The organism is Streptomyces luteolifulvus (genome assembly GCF_008806595.1).
In the GTDB taxonomy this organism is placed as follows: Bacteria; Actinomycetota; Actinomycetes; order Streptomycetales; family Streptomycetaceae; genus Streptomyces; species Streptomyces luteolifulvus.
The window spans coordinates 1-25,254 of the sequence record NZ_VZRB01000009.1 but is presented as its reverse complement, the minus strand read 5'-3'; the positions used below and the strand labels follow the sequence as shown (position 1 = coordinate 25,254).

18 protein-coding genes and 3 tRNA genes are annotated in these 25,254 nt (G+C 71.2%); 12 read left to right on the top strand and 9 right to left on the bottom strand.

Translation table 11 applies throughout. From position 1 onward, the window contains the following. Positions 1–308: 308 nt before the first annotated feature. The 3 genes from F7R91_RS15265 to F7R91_RS15255 all read right to left on the bottom strand — a co-directional run bounded on the left by F7R91_RS15265 (position 309) and on the right by F7R91_RS15255 (position 3,619). Complete coding sequence (locus tag F7R91_RS15265; protein ID WP_150948903.1) at positions 309–956, bottom strand: class F sortase; 648 nt, start codon at positions 954–956, stop codon at positions 309–311. Positions 957–1,063: 107 nt separating this feature from the next. After that, complete coding sequence (locus F7R91_RS15260; RefSeq protein WP_150948902.1) at positions 1,064–1,585, bottom strand: hypothetical protein; 522 nt, start codon at positions 1,583–1,585, stop codon at positions 1,064–1,066. Between the two features lie 390 nt (positions 1,586–1,975). Continuing rightward, positions 1,976–3,619, bottom strand: coding sequence for a M4 family metallopeptidase (locus tag F7R91_RS15255; protein ID WP_150948899.1), 1,644 nt, complete (start codon positions 3,617–3,619; stop codon positions 1,976–1,978). 126 nt (positions 3,620–3,745) lie between these two features. Between F7R91_RS15255 and F7R91_RS15250 the strand changes: the two genes are divergently transcribed. Continuing rightward, complete coding sequence (locus F7R91_RS15250; protein ID WP_150948897.1) at positions 3,746–4,189, top strand: gamma-glutamylcyclotransferase family protein; 444 nt, start codon at positions 3,746–3,748, stop codon at positions 4,187–4,189. 33 nt (positions 4,190–4,222) lie between these two features. Here F7R91_RS15250 and F7R91_RS15245 read toward each other — a convergent pair whose 3' ends face one another. Together F7R91_RS15245 and F7R91_RS15240 are read right to left on the bottom strand one after the other, a co-directional pair. After that, positions 4,223–6,364, bottom strand: a complete 2,142-nt coding sequence (locus F7R91_RS15245) for a molybdopterin oxidoreductase family protein (RefSeq protein WP_150948894.1) — start codon at positions 6,362–6,364, stop codon at positions 4,223–4,225. 148 nt (positions 6,365–6,512) lie between these two features. After that, a complete protein-coding gene (locus tag F7R91_RS15240; protein ID WP_150949394.1) occupies positions 6,513–7,199 on the bottom strand; it encodes a SanA/YdcF family protein in 687 nt (228 codons plus the stop codon). 225 nt (positions 7,200–7,424) lie between these two features. Between F7R91_RS15240 and F7R91_RS15235 the strand changes: the two genes are divergently transcribed. The 5 genes from F7R91_RS15235 (at position 7,425) to F7R91_RS15210 (ending at position 14,853) form a co-directional block, all read left to right on the top strand. Beyond that, positions 7,425–8,339 (top strand): sirohydrochlorin chelatase, encoded by a 915-nt coding sequence (locus F7R91_RS15235; RefSeq protein ID WP_150948891.1) that lies wholly within the window; start codon positions 7,425–7,427, stop codon positions 8,337–8,339. Positions 8,340–8,514: 175 nt separating this feature from the next. Next, on the top strand, positions 8,515–9,822 hold the full coding sequence (locus F7R91_RS15230; RefSeq protein ID WP_150948888.1) for a deoxyguanosinetriphosphate triphosphohydrolase: 1,308 nt from the start codon (positions 8,515–8,517) through the stop codon (positions 9,820–9,822). 104 nt (positions 9,823–9,926) lie between these two features. After that, complete coding sequence (locus F7R91_RS15225; protein ID WP_150948885.1) at positions 9,927–11,192, top strand: NAD(P)/FAD-dependent oxidoreductase; 1,266 nt, start codon at positions 9,927–9,929, stop codon at positions 11,190–11,192. 119 nt (positions 11,193–11,311) lie between these two features. After that, complete coding sequence (gene dnaG / locus F7R91_RS15220; RefSeq protein ID WP_150948881.1) at positions 11,312–13,213, top strand: DNA primase; 1,902 nt, start codon at positions 11,312–11,314, stop codon at positions 13,211–13,213. A 353-nt stretch (positions 13,214–13,566) separates the two neighbouring features. Beyond that, positions 13,567–14,853 (top strand): RNA polymerase sigma factor, encoded by a 1,287-nt coding sequence (locus tag F7R91_RS15210; RefSeq protein ID WP_150948878.1) that lies wholly within the window; start codon positions 13,567–13,569, stop codon positions 14,851–14,853. 132 nt (positions 14,854–14,985) lie between these two features. Here the strand turns inward: F7R91_RS15210 and F7R91_RS15205 are convergent, their stop codons facing one another. The 4 genes from F7R91_RS15205 to F7R91_RS15190 form a co-directional block, all read right to left on the bottom strand. Next, entirely contained in the window at positions 14,986–16,914 is a 1,929-nt protein-coding gene (locus tag F7R91_RS15205) for an ABC transporter ATP-binding protein (RefSeq protein ID WP_150948875.1), read from the bottom strand. Next, a complete protein-coding gene (locus F7R91_RS15200) occupies positions 16,914–18,647 on the bottom strand; it encodes an ABC transporter ATP-binding protein (RefSeq protein ID WP_150948873.1) in 1,734 nt (577 codons plus the stop codon). The genes F7R91_RS15205 and F7R91_RS15200 overlap by 1 nt, the downstream gene beginning before the upstream one ends. Before the next feature lie 519 nt (positions 18,648–19,166). After that, positions 19,167–20,621 carry a xylulokinase gene (locus tag F7R91_RS15195; RefSeq protein WP_150948870.1) on the bottom strand — a complete coding sequence of 485 codons (1,455 nt, stop codon included), beginning with the start codon at positions 20,619–20,621 and terminating at the stop codon, positions 19,167–19,169. Positions 20,622–20,716: 95 nt separating this feature from the next. Beyond that, the gene (locus F7R91_RS15190; protein WP_150948867.1) at positions 20,717–21,022 is read right to left on the bottom strand and encodes a YtxH domain-containing protein; all 306 of its coding nucleotides are present in this window, start codon (positions 21,020–21,022) and stop codon (positions 20,717–20,719) included. A gap of 159 nt (positions 21,023–21,181) precedes the next feature. On the opposite strand from F7R91_RS15190, the gene F7R91_RS15185 reads away from it, so the two are divergent. From F7R91_RS15185 to F7R91_RS15160, 6 genes are all read left to right on the top strand, one after another. Further along, positions 21,182–21,254: transfer RNA gene (locus tag F7R91_RS15185), tRNA-Asn, on the top strand. A gap of 5 nt (positions 21,255–21,259) precedes the next feature. After that, positions 21,260–21,332 (top strand) — tRNA-Asn (locus tag F7R91_RS15180). 168 nt (positions 21,333–21,500) lie between these two features. After that, positions 21,501–21,577 (top strand) — tRNA-Ile (locus tag F7R91_RS15175). A gap of 403 nt (positions 21,578–21,980) precedes the next feature. Continuing rightward, complete coding sequence (locus tag F7R91_RS15170; RefSeq protein WP_150948864.1) at positions 21,981–22,232, top strand: type II toxin-antitoxin system Phd/YefM family antitoxin; 252 nt, start codon at positions 21,981–21,983, stop codon at positions 22,230–22,232. Beyond that, a complete protein-coding gene (locus tag F7R91_RS15165; protein ID WP_150948862.1) occupies positions 22,220–22,618 on the top strand; it encodes a PIN domain-containing protein in 399 nt (132 codons plus the stop codon). Before F7R91_RS15170 ends, F7R91_RS15165 begins: the two co-directional genes overlap by 13 nt. Positions 22,619–23,309: 691 nt before the next feature. Continuing rightward, positions 23,310–24,992: an SWIM zinc finger family protein gene (locus F7R91_RS15160; protein WP_225320660.1), complete on the top strand. Its 1,683-nt coding sequence runs from the start codon at positions 23,310–23,312 to the stop codon at positions 24,990–24,992. Positions 24,993–25,254 lie beyond the last annotated feature (262 nt).

The window sequence follows — 25,254 nt, the reverse complement described above, 5'->3', positions numbered from 1 at the left end:
GCGTGCGGTGTGGGTGTTACCCGACCGCATCACCTCTGTTTCCCACGAGGAACGCTGCCCTCAGCGGTGGCCGGGGGCGGGTGTGAGGGTTCGGAAGGCGCGGCGGGGAGCGCTGTGAGGCGCACCGTGGCCGCCCGGCTGCGGGCGAGCGCGCCGCTGGGGTGACGGGGTCCCCGCCGCTCGGGCGAAGCCGAGAGCGGGGGGAGGAGGAGGGCGGGCCAGAAGGCCCCCCCGTCAGCGTCGGGCCGCGCGACCCGCTCCCCGGCAGCAGACCCGCCCGCGCACCGGCCCCCTCCGCCGAGCGCAGCTCACCGGCTTCCCGTCAGATGCGCGAACACCACCACGTTCCCTCGGTACCCCGTCGCCCGCGAATACCCCCCACCACACGTGATCACCCGCAGCTCCGGCCGCCGAGCCGCCCCGTACACCTTCTCGTCGGGGAAGTCCTCCGCCTCGTACACCTCCACCGCGTCCACCGTGAACACCGCGACCCTCCCGTCCCGCCGGTCCACCTCGACGACGCTGCCCTTCTTCAGGGCGCCCAGGTCGTAGAAGACCGCGGGCCCCTCGGCGTTGTCGACATGCCCGGCCACGATCGCCGTACCCGTCTCCCCGGGTGTCGTGCCGGCCTCGTACCAGCCGGCCAGGTTCTTCCGCCCCGCGGGCGGGACCTCCAGGCTGCCCGCGGAGGTGAGACCGAGGCCCCTGAGCGGAGCGGACACGCGGATCGCCGGTATACGGATCCGGTCGGGCGGCGAGGGCGGCAGCGCAGGCGCGGCGGCCGCCCCGGCCGGCCCCCCGTCCCGCCCGGAACCCGCCTGCGCAGCGGACGGCTGCGGCGGCGCATGCACCCCCATGCCGCTGCGCAGCAGCCACGCGCCGCAGCACAGGGCCACCACGGACACGGCCGCTATGACGACGTTGCCGAACCTGCGGACGGTGTCGAAGGTGCGCACGGGAGCCTCCAGGGTGAGCCCAGCTCCCCCTCCGGGCCGCGAGGGGCGTCGGACCCGAAGGGGGAGGGGACATGCGGTACCGGCAGACGGACAGCGGAGGGTGTCCGTCAGATCCCGTCGCCTCTCGCCCGGCGATGCAGGAGCCAGGTACCGCCCGCGGCGGCGACGGCCAGAGCCGCCACACCGGCCGCGGTCTGCACGGGATCGGGGCCAAGAGCGCCGCCGGTCCCCGTCTTCACACTGCCCCGGGGCCGCACCTGCTCCCCGGCGGCCGTCAGCGTGACCACCAGATCCCCCGACACCCGCCGGCCGCCCTCGGCGCAGGTCGCGATGATCTCGTACGTCCCCGGCTGCGCACTGGGGGGCACCCGGAACTGCCCGATCGCGTCGCCCTTGTGCGAGCTGGGCGCGAGCGTGAAGGAGCCGGCGCCGACCGCGCTGGCGTCGCCCGCGGCGATGCCGCCGTCGCCGCACGCCGTGGTGTTCGCCGTGACGTGTCCGCCCGGTACGACGGAGGAGGGGATCAGCTCCAGGCTGCCGCTACCACGGGCGGACGCCGGCGCGGCGGCGAGACCCACGGCGACGACGGCGAGCGCGATGCCGGCCGGCAGACGGGCGGTACGTCGCATCGGTGCTCCTCCGGGCTCGTCGGTCGCGTCCCTGCCCTTCCGAGGTAAGTGGCACCGAGTCGCCCCCGCTCCTTGACGAGCCGTCAGAAATGCGGTGAACGGGTGTCGCCCGAAGGGAGCCGGGAGCCGCCCGGGCGGGCATTTCGGCAGGTCACTGCGGTGCTACTGGAGTACTTGGGAAGAGAACCCGAACGGGTCGGGGTGCACGGGTGAACGGGTGACCCGCGCCACGCGCGGCCCCGGCGTGCAGCCGAAGCAGCCGCCGATGCCGAGACCATCGCCCGTGTCATGGGGCAACCGGTACGCCGCATCGTCGGCCGACCGCCCCGGAAGAACCACGGTCGCCCCGGGCCGCAAGCCCGGGGCGACCGTGTCACGCACCCGCAGGGATCAGCTCACATCGACCGCGCTCCACGCCGCCGCCACCGCGTCGTGCTCCGCGCTGCCGGCGCCGTACAGGTCCTTCGCCGCGTTCAGGGTCGCCGTCCGTGCGCCCGCGTACTTCGTCGACGACGTCATGTAGACCGTCAGGGCCCGGTACCAGATCGCGCCGAGCTTGTCCCGTCCGATGCCGGTGACCGTCGAGCCGTTGCAGGTCGGCGAGTTGTAACTGACCCCGCCCACCGTCTTTGCGCCGCTGCCCTCCGCCAGGAGGTACGCGAAGTGGTTCGCCACGCCGGACGAGTAGTGGACGTCGAGATTCCCGACCGAACTGCTCCAGCAGTCCGCCGAGTCGCCGTCCTTGCTCGGCTTGTCCATGGAGCGCAGGGCGTCCCGGCCGAAGCCGGAGCGGACGATCTTCTCGCCGATCAGGTAGTCACCGGCGTCCGACGGGTTGTTCGCGTACCACTCCACCAGGCTCCCGAAGATGTCCGAGGTCGCCTCGTTGAGACCGCCGGGCTCGCCGGAGTACGTCAGCGCCGCCGTCTTCGAGGTGACGCCGTGCGACATCTCGTGGCCGGCCACGTCCAGGGACACCAGCGGCCCGAACGTGGTCCCGTCGCCGTCCCCGTACGTCATGCAGAAGCAACTGTCGTCCCAGAAGGCGTTGTTGTAGTTGCTGCCGTAGTGCACCCGGTTGTACGAGCCCTTGCCGTCGCCCGCGATGCCGCTGCGCCCGTGGACGTTCTTGTAGTAGTCCCAGGTTGTGTCGGTGCCGTACTGCGCGTCCACCGCGGCCGAGGCGCGGTCGGACGCCGTGCCCGTGCCCCAGTGGTTGTCGGCGTCCGTGAACACCGTCGACGGCGCGCGCCGCAAGCAGATGCCGAGGAAACACAGGTCGGTCTTGTTCGCCGCGTCACCGGTGTACGTGTTCCCGCGGGTGGCGTCCTTGAGCTGGTACGTCGATCCCGACAGCGTGGTCTCCAGCGCGACCGTCCCGCTGTAGAGCGACGTCCCGTCGCCGGTCGCGGTCTCGATGCTGTCCCAGGCGTCGATCTGCGCACCGGTGCGGGCGTCGGTCAGCACCGTACGGGCGACCGGGTTGCCGAGCGAGTCCTGGGCCACCGCGTCGGTCCGCCAGGCCAGCTTCGGGGCGCCGTGCAGGGCGTCCACGACCAGCTGCGGCTTGGCCGTCACCTTCTTCAGGGTCTCGCCGAGGTTGGCGGCGCGCAGCGCGTTCACCGCGAGGTCGGCGGCCCTGGGCGCGGACAGCGCGGGGGTCACGCTCTTGAGGGATATGGACCGCTTCGTCGCGCGCGAGGCGCTGCGGTACGAGCCGTCGGCGGCCAGATGGACCACGAAGTCGCCGCCCAGCACGGGGAGTTCGCGGTAGGTGCGGTCGTAGCGGACGTGCTGGGTGCCGTCCTCGTCGACGACGACGTCGCGTACGGTCGTGTCCTGAGCGGAGCCGAGACCCAGGCTCGCGGCGTGGTCCATGAGCGCTGCCGCGGCGTTCTCGATCGCGTTGCTCCGGGTGGGTCTGTCCGCGGCTTCGGCGGGCGGGGAGAGCGCGGCGGCCAGCAGGGCGGCGGTGGTGGCGGCCGCCGAGGCCGCTGCGCGTCGGGAACCTCTGATGTACCGTGTCCGGCTCATCGGTCTCCTAGGGAAGGCGCCTTGGGGCGCGTGGGGGCGGCGCTGACTGACTGAGATTTAAGAGGGCATGACAAGTCGTGTCCATGGTGCGGATGTGCCGGTGTGTGAGGGGAGAGAATCGTTTCTGTGAGACTCCCGTTCTTCGTCTACGGCACCCTCCGCCCCGGCGAGCACAACCACGACGCGTTCCTGCGCGGCCGCACCCGCTCCGAGGAACCGGCACGCCTCGACGGCGCGGTGCTGTACGACGGCCCGGGATATCCCTACGCCGTGCCGGAGCCGGCCGGCGTGGTGACCGGGGAGGTGGTGAGCGCGCGGCCCGAGAGGTACGGCGAACTCCTGCGCGACCTCGACCACTTGGAGGACTACGCTTCGGGCGACCCCGGCAACCTCTACGAGCGGGTGGAACGGGAAGTGACCCGCACGGACGGCACGGTCCTGCGGGCCTGGGTGTATCTGGCCGCCCCCGCCGTCGCCGCGCGGCTGCGCGTGCACGGCAGGCTCATCGAGAGCGGGGACTGGCGGGCGCGCTGTCGGCCGCCCGGCTCACCCCGGGCGACCGGCCGGTGAACGTATGTGCCGTCCCGACGTCCTTCTGGACGATCACTCCTGGACTGCCTCCACGCGCACCGCGCACGCCTTGAACTCCGGCATCCGGGAGGTCGGGTCGAGCGCCGGGTTGGTGAGGGTGTTGGCGCGGCCCTCGCCCGGCCAGTGGAAGGGCATGAAGACGGTGTCCGGGCGGATGCCGCTGGTGATCCGGGCCGGTGCCACGGCCCGGCCCCGGCGGGAGACGACCGCCACCGGATCGCCCTCGGCCGCCCCGAGCCGCTCCGCCAGCCGCGGATGCAGCTCCACGAACGGGCCCGGCGCGGCGGCGTTCAGCTCGTCCACGCGCCGGGTCTGGGCGCCGGACTGGTACTGCGCCACGACCCGCCCGGTCGTCAGCAGTACGGGGTACTCGTCGTCCGGCTCCTCGGCGGCCGCCCGGTGCGACACGGCCACGAACCGGGCCCGCCCGTCCTCGGTGGCGAACCGGTCGAGGAAGAGCCGGGGCGTGCCGGGGTGGGCGGCGCCGGCGGCGTCCCGCACCGGGTCGTCCGCGGGCGCGTCCAGTGACGCGTCCTCGCCGTCCTCCGGAGCCTCCGGACACGGCCAGAACACCCCGTTCTCCTCGGCCAGCCTGGGGTAGGTGATCCCGGAGTAGTCCGCGGGCCCGCCCGCGCTCGCCCGGCGCAGCTCCTCGAAGACCTCCTCGGGGTCCGTCGGGAAGCCCTTCTCCACGCCGAGGCGGCCGGCCAGCCCGTTCAGCACCTCCAGGTCGCTGCGCACCCCGGCCGGCGGGGTGATCGCGCGCTTGCGCAACAGCACCCGGCCCTCCAGGTTGGTCGTCGTCCCGGTCTCCTCGGCCCACTGGGTGACCGGCAGGACGACGTCCGCGAGCGCCGCCGTCTCCGAGAGCACCACATCGGCGACGGCCAGGAAGTCCAGCGACCGCAGCCGTTCCTCGATGTGCGCGGCGCGCGGCGCCGACACCACCGGGTTGGAGCCCATCAGCAGCAGGGAACGGATGTCCGTGCCCAGCGCGTCGAGCAGCTCGTACGCGCTGCGTCCCGGCCCGGGAAGGCTGTCCGGGTCCACGCCCCACACCTCGGCCACATGCCGGCGTGCCGCCGGGTCGGTGAGCTTGCGGTAGCCGGGCAGCTGGTCGGCCTTCTGGCCGTGCTCCCGCCCGCCCTGCCCGTTGCCCTGCCCGGTCAGACAGCCGTACCCGGACAGGGGACGCCCCGCCCGGCCCGTCGCCAGGCACAGGTTGATCCACGCGCCCACCGTGTCCGTACCCTTGGACTGCTGCTCGGGTCCGCGTGCGGTGAGCACCATCGCGGCCTCCGGCTCGCAGAACAGCCGTACGGCCTCCCGCAGTTGGGGAACGGACACCCCCGTGATCCGTTCCACGTGCTCCGGCCAGTGCGCCATCGCCGCCGCCCGGGCGTCCTCCCAGCCGGCGGTGCGCTCCTGGACATATGCCTCGTCCACCCGCCCCTCGGCCACGACCAGGTGCAGCAGGCCCAGCGCCAGCGCCAGGTCCGTCCCCGGCCGGGGCGCGAGGTGCAGATCGGCCTGGTCGGCGGTCTTCGTGCGGCGCGGGTCCACGACGATCAGCGTGCCGCCGTTCTCGCGCAGCTCGCTGAAGAACCGGAGCGACGGTGGCATGGTCTCGGCGAGATTGGAGCCGACGAGGATCACACACCCCGTCTTCGGGATGTCCTCCAGCGGGAACGGCAGCCCGCGGTCGAGGCCGAACGCCTTCATGCCCGCGGCCGCCGCCGACGACATGCAGAAGCGGCCGTTGTAGTCGATCTGCGAGGTGCCGAGCACCACCCGCGCGAACTTGCCGAGCGTGTACGCCTTCTCGTTGGTCAGACCGCCCCCGCCGAACACCCCGCAGGCGTCCGGGCCGTGCTCCGCGCGCGTGCGGGAGAGCCCCTCGGCGATCCGGTCCAGTGCCTCGTCCCAGGAGGCGGGCACGAGTGTGCCCTCGGAGCGCACCAACGGGGAGGTCAGCCGCACCCGGGACGAGAGCACCGCCGGCGCCGTACGGCCCTTGCCGCACAGCGCGCCCCGGTTCACCGGGAAATCCGCGCGCTCACTCACCTCGACGGTCCCGTCCGGTGCGGGCGTCAGGTTCATGCCGCACTGCAGGGCGCAGTACGGGCAGTGCGTGGGCGTCGCGGAGTTCTGCATGTCACCCAGCGTGCTTCCGCCTTGTTACGGGCGGGACGGCGCCCTGTTACACGGCCGGGACGGCGACCTCCCCGCGGCCGTCCGGCCGGCGTGAGGCGCGGCGCGTTCCCCGAAAGGCGGCATGTTCCTCGACAGAGCGCCCCCCGCTTCAGCGGGCGTCGGCAAGAGCCCTGCTCACCCCTGGTTCCTTCCGCCCGAGGAACCGCGGGTCGGGCTCGAACACCGCGTCCAGGGCCGCCTTGCCCGCCGCGACGATCTCCCGGGCGCCCCCGTAGTACCAGGTGACGTCGTGCTTGGCGTCGACCCCGACGCCGTACGACTCGACACCCGCCGCCCGGCACAGCGCGACCGCCCGCCGGATGTGGAAGCCCTGGCTGATCAGGACCGCCCTGTCGACACCGAAGATCTTCTTGGCGCGGACACAGGAGTCCCAGGTGTCGAAGCCCGCGTAGTCGCTGACGATCCGCGCGTCCGGCACCCCGTGCTTCGTCAGATAGGTGCGCATCGCGTCCGGCTCGTCGTAGTCCTTCCTGCTGTTGTCACCGGTGACGAGGACGACCTCGATCCGGTCCTCGCGGTACAGCTTCGCCGCCGCATCCAGCCGGTGCGCCAGATACGGGGACGGCTCGCCCGCCCACAGCCCGGCGCCGAAGACGACGGCGACATCGGTACGCGGCGCGTCCTCGGCGGTCCCCAGCCGGTCGCCCGTCGTCACCCACATCCAGGTCACCGGAAGCAGCGCGAGCACCCACCCGGCCATCACGACCTGCACCAGCCGCCGCTGCCCCGCACGCGTGCGCGGAAAGCGCGGTCTGCGAAGCCTCGGACGGCGCAACGGACGGCGCATCGGACGGTCCCTCCCCGGTCGGCCCTTCGACAGTCAGAGACGTCCTGTCAGGCACTCCGGTTCGTCGCCCGCACTGTGACCAGGTTCACTCGCGAGGGCGTATCCCCAGGTCACCCGGCCTCACACACCCCCGGCACCCCACCGTGAACCCCCGGAAAACACCTGTCATTCCCAGGCAACGGGGCGGCAACGTCCCTTCGTCACCATCGGTACATGACGGCGTCGAACCATCCCCGCGACGAGTCCACGACCCTCCCCCGGGTGACCCCGACCGGGGGCCCGCCCCAGGGAGCCCACCTCGACAGTACGGCGCACCTCATGAACCGGATCAGCAGCCAGCTCGCCAGCCAGCTCAGCCTCGTCTCGCTCGACGGCAGACGGCGCCCTGCCCCGCCCGCGCTCGTCCTCGTGGCGCACGGCAGCCGCGACCCGCGCGCCCTGAGCACGGTCCGAACGCTCCTCGACCGCGTCCGCGAGCTGCGCCCCGGCCTTCCCGTGCACCTCGGTCACATCGAGCTGAACGAGCCCCTGCTGCCCGACACGCTCGCCGCCCTCCGCAGCGAGGAGGCGGTCCTCGTGCCCCTGCTGCTCAGCCGCGGCTACCACATCAAGCAGGACATCCCCGAGATGGCAGCCGCCGCACCGGTACGCACGCGCATGGCCGCCCCGCTGGGCCCGCACCCGCTCCTCGTGGAGACGCTCCACGCCCGTCTGGTCGAGGCCGGCTGGCGAACCCGTATGGACGAGGCCACCCGCCGCGCGAGCGGAGTCGTGCTCGCCGCCGCGGGCTCCCGCGACCCCGACTCCGCCGTCGACACCGGCCGCACGGCCCGGCTCCTCGCCGAACGCCTCGGCGTCCCGGTGGTCCCCGCCTACGCCACCACCGCCGAGCCCACGGTCCCCACCGCCCTGCGCGCCCTCGCCGCCCGCGGCCGCCACCGCATCGCCGTGGCGTCCTGCTTCACGGCCCCCGGCCGGTTCGCCACGGAATGCGCCCAGGCGGCCCCCTGGTTGGCCTCGGCCCCCCTGGGGACCCACCCCGCGATGGCCCGCCTGATCCTGCACCGCTACGACCAGGCCCTGGCAACGCCGTCCACCGTGACGGCCCCCGCACTGGCCTCGGCCTGAGACGGGGGCTGACCGCAACAGCCCCATGGGGGCACGGGGCTGTGACAAAGTGCGGCTCCGCCTCGTGGGCGCGACAAGCCCCCACGCACCCGCACACGCACCACAACAACACCCGGCAGACGCCTGGGCGCCCCGCAACACCCCAATTGTCACTACCGACCCGTACTGTCGACACATGGAAGGCAACCGCACCGCACAACACCCGCACGAGAACCACGTCCCACCCCCCGGCTACGACCCGACGTCAGTCGCCCGCTGGGCCGCAGAGCCGGACAAACGCCCCGGCCGCACCGCCTTCCAACGCGACCGCGCCCGCATCCTGCACTCCGCCGCGCTCAGAAGGCTCGCCGGCAAGACCCAGGTCGTCACCCCCGGCGAGCGCAGCGCCACCGCCTGGGACGCCAGCCCCCGCACCCGCCTCACCCATTCCCTGGAGTGCGCGCAGGTCGGCCGCGAACTCGGCGCGGCCCTCGGCTGCGACCCGGACCTCGTGGAAGCCGCCTGCCTCTCCCACGACCTCGGCCACCCGCCCTTCGGTCACAACGGCGAACAGGCGCTCAACGAGTTCGCCGAGAACTGCGGCGGCTTCGAGGGCAACGCCCAGTCCTTGCGCCTTCTGACGAGGATCGAACCGAAGCGCTTCACCGGCGACGGCTCCGTCGGCCTCAACCTCACCCGCGCCGCCCTCGACGCCGCCACCAAGTACCCGTGGCCCCGCGGCGCCCACCCCACCGACCCCAAGTCCCCGAAGTTCGGTGTCTACGACGACGACCGTCCCGTCTTCGACTGGGTCCGGGCGGAGGCCCCCGGCACCCGCACCACCTTCGAGGCCCAGGTCATGGACTGGTCCGACGACGTGGCCTACTCGGTGCACGACGTCGAGGACGGCCTGCACGCCGGCCACATCGACCCCGACCGCCTGCGCCGGGAGCCCGAACGCCAGTCGGTCTTCGCGGTCGCCGTCGGCCGGTACGTGCCCGCGGACACCGACCCCGCCGAACTCGCCGAGGCCCTCGACCGTCTCCAGGCCCAGGAGTGGTGGCCGCACGGCTACGACGGCTCGGCCGTCGCCCAGGCCCGCCTCAAGGACGCCACCAGCCAGCTCATCGGCCGCTTCTGCCTCGCCGCCGAGGGGGCCACGCGCGAGGCGTACGGCGGAGGCCGCCTCACCCGGTACGGCGCCGAACTCGTCGTACCGAACGACACCCGGATGGAGTGCGCGGTCCTCAAGGCGGTCGCCGACCGGTATGTCATGCAGCGCGCGGAACAGGAGCGGCTCCGCGCCGACCAGCGGATCGTGGTGGCCGAATTGGCGGAGGCGCTCACCGCGCGTGCCCCAAAGGGCCTGGACCCCCAGTTCCGCGCCCTGTTCGACCAGGCGGCGGACGACCGCGCCCGCAAGCGGGTGATCGTCGACCAGATCGCCTCCCTCACCGACGCGTCGGCGCGCTCGCTGCACGCGAGACTGACGGGGCGCATGTGACACCTACGTGACCCTCCGTGGCCTGATCGGGCCACTCCCTCTTCCCCCATCACACTCCGTGCGGGACGCTCGCATGTGGCGGCACCCTTAAGAGGAGGCATCAAGTGGTCGACGCGGACCAGACATTCGTCATCGTCGGAGGCGGCCTCGCCGGCGCGAAGGCGGCCGAGACGCTCCGAGCGGAGGGCTTCACCGGCCGCGTGATACTGATCTGCGACGAACGTGACCACCCGTACGAGCGGCCTCCCCTCTCCAAGGGCTATCTGCTCGGCAAGGAGGAACGCGACAGCGTCTTCGTCCACGAGCCCGCGTGGTACGCCCGCAACGACATCGAGCTGCACCTCGGCCAGACCGTCGACGCCGTCGACCGTACGGCGAAGACGGTCCGCTTCGGTGAGGACGGCACGCTCGTCCACTACGACAAGCTGCTCCTCGCGACCGGCGCCGAGCCGCGCCGCCTGGACATCCCGGGCACGGACCTGGCGGGCGTCCACCATCTGCGCCGCCTCGCCCACGCCGAACGCCTCAAGGGTGTCCTCACCGCACTCGGCCGGGACAACGGCCACCTCGTGATCGCGGGCGCCGGCTGGATCGGACTGGAGGTCGCGGCGGCCGCCCGGGAGTACGGCGCGGAGGTCACCGTGGTCCACCGGGGACAGACCCCGCTGCACTCGGTCCTCGGCCCCGAGCTCGGCCAGCTCTTCACCGACCTGCACAAGGAGCACGGTGTCCGCTTCCACTTCGGCGCGAGGCTCACCGAGATCACCGGCCAGGACGGCATGGTGCTCGCCGCCCGCACCGACGACGGGGAGGAACACCCCGCCCATGCGGTCCTGGCGGCCATCGGGGCGGCCCCCCGCACCAGCCTGGCCGAGGCGGCGGGCCTGGAGATCGCCGACCGCGCACTCGGCGGCGGCATCGTCGTCGACGAACGGTTGCGCACCTCCGACCCCGCCATCTACGCGGCCGGTGACATCGTCTCCTTCCCGCACGCCCTGTTCGGCACGCGGCTGCGCGTGGAGCACTGGGCCAACGCACTGAACGGCGGCCCGGCGGCCGCGCGCGCGATGCTCGGGCAGGAGGTGACATACGACCGCCTGCCCTACTTCTTCACCGACCAGTACGACCTCGGGATGGAGTACTCCGGCTGGGCGCCCCCGGGGTCGTACGACGCGGTGGTGATCCGGGGCGACGCCGGAAAGCGGGAGTTCATCGCGTTCTGGGTGAAGGACCGCAGGGTGCTCGCCGGGATGAATGTGAACGTATGGGACGTCACAGAGCCGATTCAGCGGCTGATCCGCTCGAAGGCTCGGGTGAACACGGAGGCGCTGGCGGACCCGCACATTCCGCTGGACAGCCTCGTCTCCTAGCCGAACGGGACTGTCCGACCGCCCCCGTGCCCCAATTCCCGGGGGACAACCCCCGGACCCCGGCCGAGGGTCGGTCGGCGCGCCCCAGGAGTGTCAGTTCGGCCCCGTAGAATCACCGCGTGGCAGGACGGATCAACGACGAGGACGTGAAGGCGGTACGGGACGCGGTCCCGATCGACGCCGTCGTGTCCGAGTACCTCCAGCTGCGAGGCGCGGGCGGCGGAAACCTCAAGGGCCTGTGCCCCTTCCACGACGAGAAGTCGCCGTCCTTCCAGGTCAGCCCGAGCAAGGGACTCTTCCACTGCTTCGGCTGCCAGGAGGGCGGCGACACCATCACGTTCGTGATGAAGGTCGACCATCTCTCCTTCTCCGAGGCGGTCGAGCGCCTCGCCGCCCAGGCCGGCATCACCCTGCGGTACGAGGAGGGCGGCTACAACCCAGCCCACCAGCGCGGCGAACGCATCCGCCTGGTCGAGGCCCACAAGACCGCCGCCGACTGGTACGCGGAGCAGCTGGCCACCGGCCCCGAGGCCGACACCGGCCGTGCGTTCCTCGCCGAGCGCGGCTTCGACCAGGCGGCCGCCGAGCACTTCTCCGTCGGCTACAGCCCCCAGGGCTGGGACCACCTCACCCGCTACCTCCGCGGCAAGGGCTTCACCGACAAGGAACTCCTCCTCTCCGGTCTTTCCCAGGAGGGCCGCCGCGGCCCCATCGACCGCTTCCGCGGCCGTCTGATGTGGCCGATCCGCGACATCGGCGGCGACGTGGTGGGCTTCGGTGCCCGCAAGCTGTACGAGGCGGACAACGGCCCCAAGTACCTCAACACCCCCGAAACCGCGATCTACCGGAAGTCCCAGGTCCTCTACGGCATCGACCTGGCGAAGAAGGACATCGCCAAGTCCAGCCGAGCGGTCGTGGTCGAGGGCTACACGGATGTCATGGCCTGCCATCTCGCGGGCGTCACGACCGCGATCGCGACCTGCGGCACGGCGTTCGGCGGCGACCACATCAAGATCCTCCGCAGGCTGCTGATGGACAACGGCAGCGCCCGCGTGATCTTCACCTTCGACGGCGACGCGGCCGGCCAGAAGGCCGCCCTGCGCGCCTTCGAGGACGACCAGAAGTTCGCCGCCGAGACGTACATCGCGATCGCCCCGGACAACATGGACCCCTGCGAACTGCGCCTCGCCAAGGGGGACGAGGCGGTCGCGGACCTGGTCGAACCACGCACTCCGCTGTTCGAGTTCGCCCTGCGCCAGATCGTCGTCCGCTACGACCTGGACACCCCGGCGGGCCGCGCCGCCGCGCTCGACGAGGCCGCCCCGATCGTCGCCCGCATCAAGAACACCGGTGCACAGCACGAGGTCGCCGTGCAGCTCGCCGGCATGCTCGGCATCCTCGACACCCAGTTCGTGGTCAAGAGGGTGGCCCAGCTGGCCCGTTGGGCACGGGAGCGGGGCGGCAGGAGCGGCCCGGCGCCGGCGCGCGGCGGCCGGCAGTACGACGCCGCCCCCCGCCCCACGGCCTCCGGCCCCGCCCTGACCCTCCGCAACCCCGTGTACGCCACCGAGCGCGAACTGCTCAAACTCGCCCTCCAGCAGCCGGAGCTGGTCTCCCCGGCGTTCGACGCGTACGGCGTCGACGAGTTCACCGCGGCGCCCTACGCCGCCGTACGCCAGGCGATCCTGGACGCCGGCGGCGCGGAGTACGGCACGCAGGACCCGCAGGAATACCTCGTCCGCGTCCGTGAGGCGGCCCCCGACGACACCGTCCGCGCGATGGTCACGGAGCTCGCGGTCGAGGCGATCATGCGCAAGACGGTCGACGAGAACTACGCGGGCGACCAGCTCGTCACGGTCCGCCGCCGCGCCGTGGAACGCCGCATCCGCGACATCCAGTCCACCCTCACCCGCCTCGGCACGACCGGCGACCCGGCCCAACTGGCCGCCGTACAGAACGAGTTGTGGATCCTTCAACAGTACGACCAGGCCCTGCGGGAGCAGGGGGCGGCGGCACTGTAGTCAGCCGCGCGCCGTCACTTCCCGGGCCCGCGCCGATTGAGCGGCGCAGGACGGGGAACCCGACAGGGTGAGCATGGGCTGTTCGCGCATCCGTCCGCGGGCCGGCACGTTGTGGGTCAGCTGAGGCCGGTCGCGGCTGCCCAGCGGCGCAGCCGCAGGAACTCGGCGGGGCTGTGGCAGCGGACCGTGACATGGGTTTCGTACGGGGAGCGGCACTCGCTGATCGTCCCAGTTCAGGTGCCTCACGGGCATCCGCGTTTCCCTCGGCGGTAACCACGCGGTCACGGACCGGACTCAAAAAGTCACCGCACGCCCCTCGTGGCGGGGATGTGTCGTACTCCACACTGGGTCCGGTGCCTGAGTCCTCGGAGCGCGGCCGATCCGTCCCCCACGGGTCCCACACCCCCGCGGTTCCGCTCATCGCGTACGGGACGGACAGCGGCGTGGCCGCCGACTCCGCCCCCCTAGCAGCGCTGCCGCACACCTCAGCAGCGATCATCCTGGAGGTCGCCCCCGTGCAGACCCAGACCCTCGCCCAGACCGACAGCAGTACGGACGGCACGGAACCGGACGCGGTGACCGACGTACTCGTCGCCGTCCCCCCGCAGAACCGTGTCGCGCACCACCCCCCGGCGGAGCCGGACGGCCCGGCCGGACCGGACGACCCGCCTACCCTGGCCGAGCCCGTCGAGGTCGCCGAGCCGGCCCGCGGCCGCGCCGACACCAGCGGCCCGTCCTCGGACCTGTTCCGCCAGTACCTGCGGGAGATCGGCCGTATCCCGCTGCTCACCGCGGCCGAGGAGGTCGAGCTCGCCCGCCGTGTGGAGGCCGGCCTGTTCGCCGAGGAGAAGCTCGGCAACACCCTCGACCCGGACAGCCAGTTGGCCCTCGACCTGGACCGTCTGGTCGTCATGGGCCGGATGGCCAAGCGCCGCCTCATCGAGGCGAACCTCCGGCTGGTCGTGTCCGTGGCCAAGCGGTACGTCGGCCGCGGGCTGACCATGCTCGACCTCGTGCAGGAGGGCAACCTCGGGCTCATCCGGGCCGTCGAGAAGTTCGACTACGCCCGCGGCTACAAGTTCTCCACCTATGCCACCTGGTGGATCCGCCAGGCCATGTCCCGCGCCCTCGCCGACCAGGCCCGCACCATCCGGGTCCCGGTCCACGTGGTCGAGTTGATCAACCGGGTCGTCCGCGTCCAGCGCCGTATGCTCCAGGAACGCGGCTACGAACCGACCCCGGAAGAGGTCGCCGCCCACCTCGACCTGCCGGCCGAGCGCGTCAGCGAGGTGCTGCGCCTCGCCCAGGAGCCGGTCTCCCTGCACGCCCCGGTCGGCGAGGAGGACGACGTCGCCCTCGGTGACCTGATCGAGGACGGCGACGCCGCCTCGCCCGTGGAGTCGGCGGCGTTCCTGCTGCTCAGGGAACACCTGGAGGCGGTGCTGTCGACGCTGGGGGAGCGGGAGCGGAAGGTCGTACAACTCCGCTACGGCCTGGTCGACGGCCGCCCGCGCACCCTGGAGGAGATCGGCCGCATCTTCGGAGTCACCCGGGAACGGATCAGGCAGATCGAGTCCAAAACCCTCAACAAACTCCGCGACCACGCATTCGCGGACCAGCTGAGGGGCTACTTGGACTGAGCGCAGGGTGCCGCTGCCACCGACGCAGCTGCGGGCAGTCGTGCCGCTGGGGCGATGGGGGTCCCCCCGCTCGAGCGAAGCCGAGAGCGGGGGAGGGTGGGCGCAGCGGCACCCCGACGCCGGGCAACTCGCTCAGTCCACCTCAGCCACCGCCTCAGCGAACTGCGCCTTGTACAACCGCGCATACGCCCCGTCCGCCGCCAGCAGCTCCGCATGCGCGCCCTGCTCGACGATCGCCCCGTTCTCCATGACGAGGATCGTGTCCGCGTCCCGGATGGTGGACAGCCGGTGCGCGATCACGAACGACGTCCGCCCGTGCGCCAGCTTCGCCATCGCCTTCTGGATCAGCACCTCGGTCCGGGTGTCCACCGAACTCGTGGCCTCGTCGAGGACGAGGATGGTCGGGTCGGACAGGAACGCCCGCGCGATGGTGATCAGCTGTTTCTCACCGGCGCTGACGCCCGTGCCCTCGTCGTCGATCACGGTGTCGTAGCCGTCGGGGAGGGTGCGGACGAACCGGTCCGCGTGGGCGGCGCGCGCCGCCTCCTCGATCTCGCCGCGGGTGACCTCCCGCGACGCCCCGTAGGCGATGTTCTCCGCGATCGTGCCGCCGAACAGCCAGGTGTCCTGGAGCACCATGCCGATTCCGGCGCGCAGTTCGTCGCGGGACATCTTCGCGATGTCCACCCCGTCGAGGGTGATGCGCCCGCCGGAGACGTCGTAGAACCGCATGAGCAGGTTCACGAGGGTCGTCTTGCCGGCGCCGGTCGGGCCGACGATCGCGACCGTGTGCCCGGGTTCCACCGCCAGGGAGAGGTCCTCGATGAGCTGTGTGTCGGGTTCGTACCGGAACGACACGTGCTCCAGCGCGACCCGCCCGCGCAGTTCCTCCGGCCGCAGGCCCGGCACGGGGTCCTTCGCCTGCTCCTCCGCGTCGAGGAGTTCGAAGATCCGCTCGGCCGAGGCGACCCCGGACTGCACCAGGTTCGCCATCGACGCGACCTGCGTCAGCGGCATCGAGAACTGCCGCGAGTACTGGATGAACGCCTGCACATCGCCGATCGACAGCGCGCCGGACGCGACCCGCAGCCCGCCGACGACCGCCACCAGCACATAGTTGATGTTCGACACGAACATCATCAGCGGCTGCATGACCCCGCTGTTGAACTGCGCCTTGAACCCGGCCTCGTACAGCGCGTCGTTCTGCTCGGCGAACTGCGCGGCCGACTCCTCCTGCCGCCCGAACACCTTCACCAGCGTGTGCCCGGTGTACATCTCCTCGATGTGGGCGTTGAGTTTGCCGGTCGTACGCCACTGCTGCACGAAGTGCGGCTGCGACCGCTTGCCCACGCGCGTCGCGACGAACGCGGACACCGGCACCGTGACGAGCGCGACCAGCGCCAGCAGCCAGGACACCCAGAACATCATCGCGAGCACACCGATGATGGTGAGCAGCGAGTTGATGAGCTGGCCCATCGACTGCTGGAGCGTCTGGCCGATGTTGTCGATGTCGTTGGTCGCCCGGCTGAGCACCTCACCGCGCTGCCGCTTGTCGAAGTACGACAGCGGCAGCCGCGACAGCTTCGCCTGTACGTCCCTGCGCATCCGGTACATCGTCTGGTTGACGGCCCGGTTCACCAGGCGCGTCGCCGCCGCCATCAGCAGACCGGCGGCCACGAACGTGGCGAACGCGATCATGAGCACGCTGCCGACCTGGCCGAAGTCGATTCCCTCGCCCGGGGTGAAGTCCGTGCTCCGGAGCATGTCGGCGACCGCGCCGTCGCCCCGCTCCCGCATGGACTGAAGGACCTGCTCCTTCGAGGCCCCGGCCGGCATCTCGCGTCCGACGATGCCCGCGAAGACCAGGTCGGTGGCCTTGCCGAGGATCTTCGGCCCGATCACGCTGAGGCCCACGCTGATGACCACGCAGAACAGCAGCGTGAAGATGGTGCCGCGTTCCGGCTTGAACCGGGCGATCAGGCGTTTGCCCGAGCCCTTGAAGTCCATCGAGCGCTGATCGGGGCCGCCCCCGGCCATCATCCGCCCCATCGGCCCGGCCATCAGGCAGCCTCCGCTTCCGTCAGCTGGGAGAGCACGATCTCCCGGTAGGTCTCGTTGTCCGACATGAGCTCGTGGTGCCGGCCCGTGCCGACGACCCGGCCCTCGTCGAGGACGACGATCCGGTCGGCGTCGCGGATGGTCGCCACCCGCTGGGCGACGATCACCACGGTCGCCTCGGCGGTCTCCCGGGCGAGCGCGGAACGCAGGGCCGCGTCGGTGGCGTAGTCGAGGGCGGAGAAGGAGTCGTCGAAGAGGTAGATCTCCGGGCGCTGCACGAGCGTGCGGGCGATGGCCAGGCGCTGACGCTGGCCTCCGGAGACATTGGTCCCGCCCTGTGCGACGGGCGAGTCGAGCCCGTTGTCCAGCCGCTCCACGAAGTCCCTCGCCTGCGCCACCTCCAGCGCGTGCCACAGCTCCTCGTCGGTGGCGTCGGGATTGCCGTAGCGCAGGTTCGTGGCGACCGTGCCCGCGAACAGATATGGCTTCTGCGGCACCAGCCCGACCGTCCTGGCCAGCAGTTTCGGCTCGATGGTGGACACGTCCACCCCGTCGACCAGAACCTCGCCGTCGGTCGCGTCGAACAGTCTCGGCACCAGGCCCAGCAGGGTTGACTTGCCGCTGCCGGTCGAGCCGATGACGGCCGTGGTCTCACCCGGCCGGGCCACCAGGTCGATCGCCTTGAGCACGGGCTCCTCGGCACCCGGGTAGCGGAACCCGGCCCCGCGGATCTCCAGATGGCCGTGCCGGCGCAGCTCCCGCACCGGACTGGCCGGCGGAACCACGCTGGACGAGGTGTCCAGGACGTCCTGGATGCGCTCGGCGCACACCTCCGCGCGCGGCACCATCATGAACATGAAGGTGGCCATCATCACGGCCATCACGATCTGCATGAGGTAGGCGAGGAACGCGGTCAGGTCACCGATCTGCATGCCGCCGCTGTCGATGCGGTGCGCGCCGAACCACACCACGGCGATCGACGACAGATTCACCACCGTCATGACGATCGGGAACATCAGCGCCAGCAGGTTTCCGGTGCCGAGCGCCACCTCGGTCAGGTCCCCGTTGGCCTTCCGGAACCGGTCCTTCTCGTAGTCGTCCCGGACGAAGGCGCGGATCACGCGGTTGCCGGTGATCTGCTCGCGCAGCACCCGGTTGACCGTGTCGAGACGTTCCTGCATGGCCCGGAACAGCGGGCGCAGCCGGCGCACGATCAGCGTCACCGAGATGCCGAGCACCGGCACCACGGCGACCAGCACCGCGGACAGCGGCACATCCAGGCCCAGGGCCAGGATGATGCCGCCCACACACATGATCGGCGCGGACACCACCAGGGTGAACGTCATCAGGGCCAGCATCTGGACCTGCTGGACGTCGTTGGTGGTGCGGGTGATCAGCGAGGGCGCGCCGAAATGGCCGACCTCGCGCGCCGAGAAGGACTGCACCCGGCCGAAGACGGCGGCCCGGACGTCCCGGCCCACCGCCGCCGCGGTCCGCGCGCCGTAGTACACGGCACCGATGTTGCACACGACCTGCGCCAGCGAGATGCCGATCATCAGGGCGCCGAACGAGAGGATGTAGCCGGTGTCGCCCTTCACGACACCCTGGTCGATGATCTGCGCGTTGAGCGTGGGCAGGTAGAGGGTGGCGCAGGTCTGCAGGAACTGCAGCAGCACCAGCAGTGCGATGGGTTTCTTGTAGGGCCTGAGGTAGGTCCGCAGAAGTCGTATGAGCACGCTACGTCTCTCGGAGTCGCCGGTAGGGGCGGGGATGGTTGCCCCTGGCCCCTATCGTCGGACACTCCACCCGTGTTACCTCAACTGATTTTGCCGAGAGCACAGCGCCTTACGGCCTACGGGTGACGCCTACGGGTGAGGACCTACGGGTGAGGACCGCGCCCGGAACGGCGTCCGCAGGGACGGGCCCACGGCCGCGACGATGGGCCCGTCCCTGGGGACGCGGTCCCTCCTTACGACGGCGGCGCTGCGGATGCGGCCGGTCGGGACGGTGGTCGGGTGGATGCGGCCCGTCTTTGGGACGGTGGTCGGTCGGGCGGTTGCGGCCCCTCCTTACGAGCCGGCGCTGCGGATGCGGCCCGCCTTCGGGACTGTGGCTCGGCGGATGCGGCTCGTCCTCGCGGACGCGGTCTCGCGGATGCGGCTCGCCCGTCCTCGCGGCCGCAGCCCTCCTCGCGGCCGCAGCCCGTCCTCGCCACGGCACCCGTCCTCGCCACGGCGGCCCCGCCTCTGCGCGGCCTACGGACGGAACGCCCCGGGATGGGTCTGCTCCCGCACCGACACGAACTGCTGCCGCACCGCCTGCCCCACGGCCAGTTCCTCACCGGGCTCCAGCACCTGCGCGACCGCGCCCTGCCAGGCCGGCGGAGTGCGCGGGTCGAGGGTGCCCTGCGACACACCGAGCGCCCAGGCGGCCTGCCGGGCGGCGCCGATCGCCGCGTAGTCGGCGGGCTGCGGCACCACGACCTGCGCGCCGAACAGCGCGGGCGCCGCGGACTGTACGGCGGGCAGCTCGGCGGCCGCCCCGAGCAGGAAGATCCGCCGCACCTCGACACCCCGGCCGCGCAGCACGTCGAGCGCGTCCGCGAGCCCGCACAGCATGCCCTCGAACGCGGCCCTCGCCAGATGCTCCGGCCTCATCGACTCCCGCCGCAGACCCGCCAGGGTCCCCGCGGTGTGCGGCAGACTCGGCGTCCGCTCACCCTCCAGATAGGGGAGCAGGACAAGACCGTGCGAGCCCGGCGTCGACTTCATCGCCAGGTCGGACAGGCTCTCCAGATCGGGCAGCCCGAGCAGCTCGGCGGTCCCGCGCAGGGTCCGTACGGCGTTCAGCGTGGTGACGACCGGCAGATGCATACCGGTCGCGTCCGCCAGGGAGGTGATCATCCCGGTCGGGTCGACGAGCGCCTCGGGGTGTACGGCCATCACGGACCCGGAGGCCCCCAGCGACACGACCGCGTCGCCGAAGCCGAGCCCGAGCCCGAAGGCCGCGGCCATCGTCTCACCGGTGCCCGCGGAGATCAGCAGCCCCTCCGGGGTCGTACCGGCGGCGTCGGAGGGACCGATCACTTGGGGCAGCATGGCCTGGTGACCGAGCGCCAGCTCGACGAGGTCGGGCCGGTAGCCGCCGGTCGCTGCCGACCAGTACCCCGTCCCGGAGGCCCCGCCCCGGTCCGTCGTCCTCCTGACCGGACGGCCGAGCAGCTGCCACACCAGCCAGTCGTGCGCCTGCAGCAGGACGGTGGTGCGCGCGGCGGCCTCGGGTTCGTTCTTCGCGAGCCAGCGCAGCTTGGTCACGGGATGCCCGGCCTGCGGCACACAGCCCACCGCCTGCGCCCAGGCCCCGCGCCCGCCGAGCGCGTCGATCAGATCGGCGGCCGCGACCTGCGCCCGCCGGTCCCCGCCGACCATCGCCGGCCGCACCGTGTTGCCCTGCGAGTCCAGCGGCACGACCGCGTTCTGCTGTGCGGAGACGCCGATGGCCTGCACGCCTTCGAGGAGCCCGCCGACGGCGGCTTCACCGAGGGACAGCAGCCAGGCCTGCGGATCGACGTCGGAGGGCCGACCGCCGCCCTCGGCGCCCTCGGTCGGATGCGGTGCGTACCCGTGCCGGAGCACGGCTCCGGTGTCCCCGTCGCAGACGACGATACGAGTGAAATCGGGCGAACTGTCCAACCCGGCGACTATCCCCATGCTCAAAATTCTGCCGCACGAACAGGGGTGAACGCGCCCGCTCCGCGCGCCGTGGCGGGACGGCGTGAAAGAGGGCGCACAGGAGGGCGTGAAGGCTAGGTGTCGCTGGTGCCCCAGTCGTCCGAGCGGCTGCCGTTCGTGTTGCGCTCGCGGAGCGTGCGCACACGCTGGGCGACCGAGTCGGGCACATGATCGCCGACCCTGTCGCTCACGGCGTGGTACGCCTTGCCCGCGAACTGGCGGCTCTGCTGCGCGGCCGTCTCCGCGGTGTTGCGGACGGCGGGGTTCTGCGCGACCTGACGAGCGGACTTCATCAGCTGCTCGTAGCGCTCGCGTCCGGCCTTCGTGCCCAGCACGTAACCGAGTGCGAGTCCGGCGACGAACGTGAGCCGGTAGCGCATGGCGGCCACCCTTCCCTTTGCATAGGTCCTCGGTGCGGCATCGGTGCCAGGGGGAACCGATTGGCGGAGCACCCCCCTGCTTGCGCTAATGTATGTGTCGCAGCGAGCGCCCGCCCCCTGGCGAATACCCAGGTAGGTACGTTCGATGCAACGAGGCATTCCTCCGTAGCTCAATTGGCAGAGCAGCCGGCTGTTAACCGGCAGGTTACTGGTTCGAGTCCAGTCGGGGGAGCTCGGTCCTCCGTAGCTCAATTGGCAGAGCAGCCGGCTGTTAACCGGCAGGTTACTGGTTCGAGTCCAGTCGGGGGAGCACGCTGAACGAGGACCCCGCCGGGGTCCTTTTTCATGTCAGCGGGAACCATGGAGCCGCAGGTGGGGTCCTCCAGGGCAGGCGAAGTCGACCATCCGAAGCAGGAGATCGTATGAGCGGCTATGCTGCGGCAGACGGCGCGCACACATGTACGCGACACGCCGCTATGGGGCGGTAGCTCAGCCGGTTAGAGCAGCGGACTCATAATCCGTCGGCCGTGGGTTCGAGTCCCACCCGCCCCACCAGTAACGTCCCTGACCTGCGGAAACGTCTCTTCGGTGCCTCTGAGTCACCTACTCGGCCCCAACGGGGAGAATGCGCTGCTCACAAGTACTGTCTGAGGTGTCACGGCGGGTGTCCTGACGCCCTTGTCAAGGCTCTGACCTGCGGCGATCCAGAACAAGCTCCACTGCTGGAGGTTACGCGGTGCAGCCGAAAAGCGAGATCCAGGGGACGCGCAGGGGACGCGAGGAAATGGAGCGGCCGCAGGAAGCCGGGCGGCCTGACCGTCGGCGCCGTCGCTGTCCACCTCGCCCCAGCCTGCCGGGCACCACTGTCCGGCCTCTCTTCGGCTTTGATGTCGGGGAGGTCATCAGAGGCCTCGATGTCCGCCTTGTCGGGTATCAGATTCTCTGAGAGCATGAGGTCATGAAGACGATGACCGCTACCGAAGCATCACGGAACTTCGCCTCCGTGCTGGACAGCGCGGAACGCGGCGAAACCATCGTGATCACCCGCGGGGGCAAACGCCTGGCCGTGCTCGGCCCGGCGCCCAAAGCCACCGGCCGGGCGCTGAAGGATGCTCTCCTGCCCTACGTCGACACCCTCGACGGCGCCTTCGAGGGCGATGTGATGGCCACCCGTGATCTGCTGACCCTGGACGAACCGTGGAACGACTGATCCTGGACACCGGCGTATTGATCGCTGTCGAGCGCCGGAAAGTCGTCCTCGACCATGTTCTCGCGGACGATGACGACCCGGTGATCGCCGCCGTCACGGCCGCGGAGTTGCTCCAGGGGGTCGAACTGGCCGACGACACCAACCGGCTCGCCCGCCAGTCATTCGTCGACGCCGTCCTCGCCACGGTTCCGGTCGAGGAGTACACCGTGGACATCGCGCGGGCTCATGCGCGACTGCTCGCCCACGTCCGCAGGGCCGGCCAGCCCAGAGGAGCCCACGATCTGATCATCGCGGCAACCGCCCTGACCACCGCACGCACAGTAGTCACCTACGACGGGCGAGCGCGCTTCGACGACCTTCCTGGTGTTCGTGTACGTCGGTTGTGACGGGCCCGGGCGATGGGCTGTTGGTGAGTGCGCCTGCCTCAGCCGTTGGCTGCCCACCGAGTGACGGGAGTTGTGGCGTGGTACGTGGTTTCCGCTGTCATTTCCGTGACTCAGTGGTGCGCGCTGAGGCCAGCAGCCCCACTAACGCCGGGCACATCCACCTCCGTCATATAGGCGAAAGCGGCGGTGTGGGTGAGACCACGGTCCACAGGATGCCCGCTACGGCGCTGACGCCGACGCATCAAGGGGCGGGCTGACCGACGGGTCGATCGGGTAGCCGACGACGTTCACCGGGCAGCGTCGGCTGCCGGGGAGCCACATCCAGGTCGTGTCCATGGAGCCCTGGTGTGCGGACGATCATGTCAGTTGCTTTGGCTGGATGCGGTCGCGCCCGACCTGGCCCGCCGCTTCGGCCTCCGTCCGCATCACCCCATGAGTGAGACAGCGTGAATGCACTCTGCTCGTGCAGCAGTTGGTGGTCGAGACCCGGCGCAGGCTCCCGACGTACTTGGCTCTGAGGGCGGCGGCCACCCGGCGTTCACCGTCCCCTCGCTCGGGCCCGCCCGTCATCGCTGATGCGCCGTAAGTCTCCCTGCTGGATGGGGTGCTCAGTCTTCGCACGCGGCCACACGTGTGGACTGCCGGGTTGCTCGGGTCTTCAAGAGCTGCCGATCCGCGGTTGAATGCCGGTGTGGCACGGAAAGTGGTGGGATTCGGCGAGGACGATCTGAAGGCGCTGGCCGGGGCTCGGTCCTTCGGGCGGGGGCTGGGGTATCTGGACGCGGTGAGTGGTCTGGACGTGGGGGAGGGCTCGGTCACCGCCGTGGTGCACGGTACGGATGTCTACGAGGTGGAACTCACCCTCGACGGGGGTGACGGGATCTCGGGATGGTGTGATTGCCCGTACGGGCAGGAGGGCAACTTCTGCAAGCACTGTGTGGCGGTCGGGTTGGCCGTGTTGCGGCGGGCGAAGACGATTCCGCAGCAGCGGGCCGCGGCGCGGGCACGGTCTTCCGGCTTGGAAGCGTGGCTTTCAGGGCTGTCACGCGACCAGCTCCTGGTGCTGGTGCGGGAGCAGGTCGCCGAGGACCGGGAACTGCGCCGACGTTTGGAGCTGCGGGCAGCCGCTGCTCGCACTGACCTCGGTACGGTCCGGGATCGGATCATCGCGCTGATCGATCCGCGGCCGTTCGCCCGGTACGGGTACATCGAGTACGCGGATGCCTCCGGGTATGGACGACAGGTCGCCGAGGCGGCGAGTGCCCTGCGCGCCCTGACCGCCGACGGGGAGGCCGCGCAGGCGGTCGCTCTGGCCGAGGAGGCACTCCGGGTGCTGGGAGAGACGTACGGGGAGATCGACGACTCGGACGGCCTGGTCGGGGAGGCCGCCGCCGCAGTGGCGGAGGTCCATCTGGAGGCCTGCGGGGTTGCACGCCCCGATCCGGAGCGGCTGGCGGAGTGGCTGGTAGGACGTCTGCTTGCCGACGACAGCGATGTGACGGACCTGGATCCGCTCGACTATGCCGACGTGCTGGGGCCGAGCGGACTGGCCCGCATTCGGCAGCTGGCGGCTGAGGCACTCAGGCACAGGCCGTCCGGCTGGGCGGAGAGGTATCTGATGGAGCGTCTGATCAAGGCAGAGGGTGACGTCGACGCGTTGGTCGCTCTGCATGCGCAGGACCTCGGCCCGACCGGTGCAACCCATCTGCTCATCGCCGAGGAGCTGGAATCGGCGGGACGTGCGGACGAGGCGCTTGTCTGGGCGGAGCGCGGGCTCCGGGCCTGCGCCGCCGAGACGTACATCGACGGCCGTCTGGTCGACTACGTGTGCGCGCGGTACGCGCAGACGGGGCAGGCGGCCGACGCGGTCGCGGTGCGCCGGGACCGGTTCCGTCTCGAGCGATCCCTAGCCGCCTACCGGCAGTTGCGCTTCGTCGCCGGGGCGGCGGACTGCTGGGAGGCCGAGCGTGCGGCGGCGCTGGCCATCTTGGAGGAGGACGCCCGTCGTGAGCGCGGCGCCCGGTACGGCGGGCCCGTGCTGATCGAAGCGTTGCTCGACGACGGCGACCTGGACGCCGCCTGGCGGGAGGCCGCCGGTCGCGCCGACGACCGGCAGTGGGCGCAGCTCGCCGATCAGTCGCGCGGGACGCGCCCGGCCGAGGCGCTCGGCGTGTACCTGCGGCTGATCGAGCGGTCGAAGGAGCCGACGGGTGACCGCGCCTACGAGCACCTGGCGCGGCTGCTCCAGGCTGCCCGTGACTGCCATCGCGCGCTGGGGACTGAGGACGCGTTCACCCTCTTTCTCACCGACCTGCGGATGGAACTGAAACGCAGGCGGAAGCTGATGAGCATCCTTGACCGGCACGGGCTGTGAAAGGGCTTCGGCAGAGGCGAGTTCCCCTCACGGCTGGGCTCTGCTGACCGCCAAGGGACACGCAGGGGACGGAAGGACCCGGAAGGACCCGGAAGGATCAGGGAGCTCGGCGCAGAGTCGGGACTGTGAAGGGTATCTGACGCGTAAATAGGTCCAGGTCAGGGGCTGTTTGGGCAGGGCTGGGTGCCCGGTGGTCGTCGAGGCCGCCGGGCACTTGGTCTGTGAGCGGTCAGGCTGCGCCTTCGATCGGGTTGAGGGTGAC

Excerpts from the sequence above, each read along its gene's own strand:
- F7R91_RS15260 (WP_150948902.1), bottom strand. The coding sequence starts at position 1,585 with ATGCGACGTACCGCCCGTCTGCCGGCCGGCATCGCGCTCGCCGTCGTC.
- F7R91_RS15255 (WP_150948899.1), bottom strand. The coding sequence starts at position 3,619 with ATGAGCCGGACACGGTACATCAGAGGTTCCCGACGCGCAGCGGCCTCG.
- F7R91_RS15245 (WP_150948894.1), bottom strand. The coding sequence starts at position 6,364 with ATGCAGAACTCCGCGACGCCCACGCACTGCCCGTACTGCGCCCTGCAG.
- F7R91_RS15235 (WP_150948891.1), top strand. The coding sequence starts at position 7,425 with ATGACGGCGTCGAACCATCCCCGCGACGAGTCCACGACCCTCCCCCGG.
- F7R91_RS15230 (WP_150948888.1), top strand. The coding sequence starts at position 8,515 with ATGGAAGGCAACCGCACCGCACAACACCCGCACGAGAACCACGTCCCA.
- F7R91_RS15205 (WP_150948875.1), bottom strand. The coding sequence starts at position 16,914 with ATGGCCGGGCCGATGGGGCGGATGATGGCCGGGGGCGGCCCCGATCAG.
- F7R91_RS15195 (WP_150948870.1), bottom strand. The coding sequence starts at position 20,621 with ATGGGGATAGTCGCCGGGTTGGACAGTTCGCCCGATTTCACTCGTATC.
- F7R91_RS15190 (WP_150948867.1), bottom strand. The coding sequence starts at position 21,022 with ATGCGCTACCGGCTCACGTTCGTCGCCGGACTCGCACTCGGTTACGTG.
- F7R91_RS15170 (WP_150948864.1), top strand. The coding sequence starts at position 21,981 with ATGAAGACGATGACCGCTACCGAAGCATCACGGAACTTCGCCTCCGTG.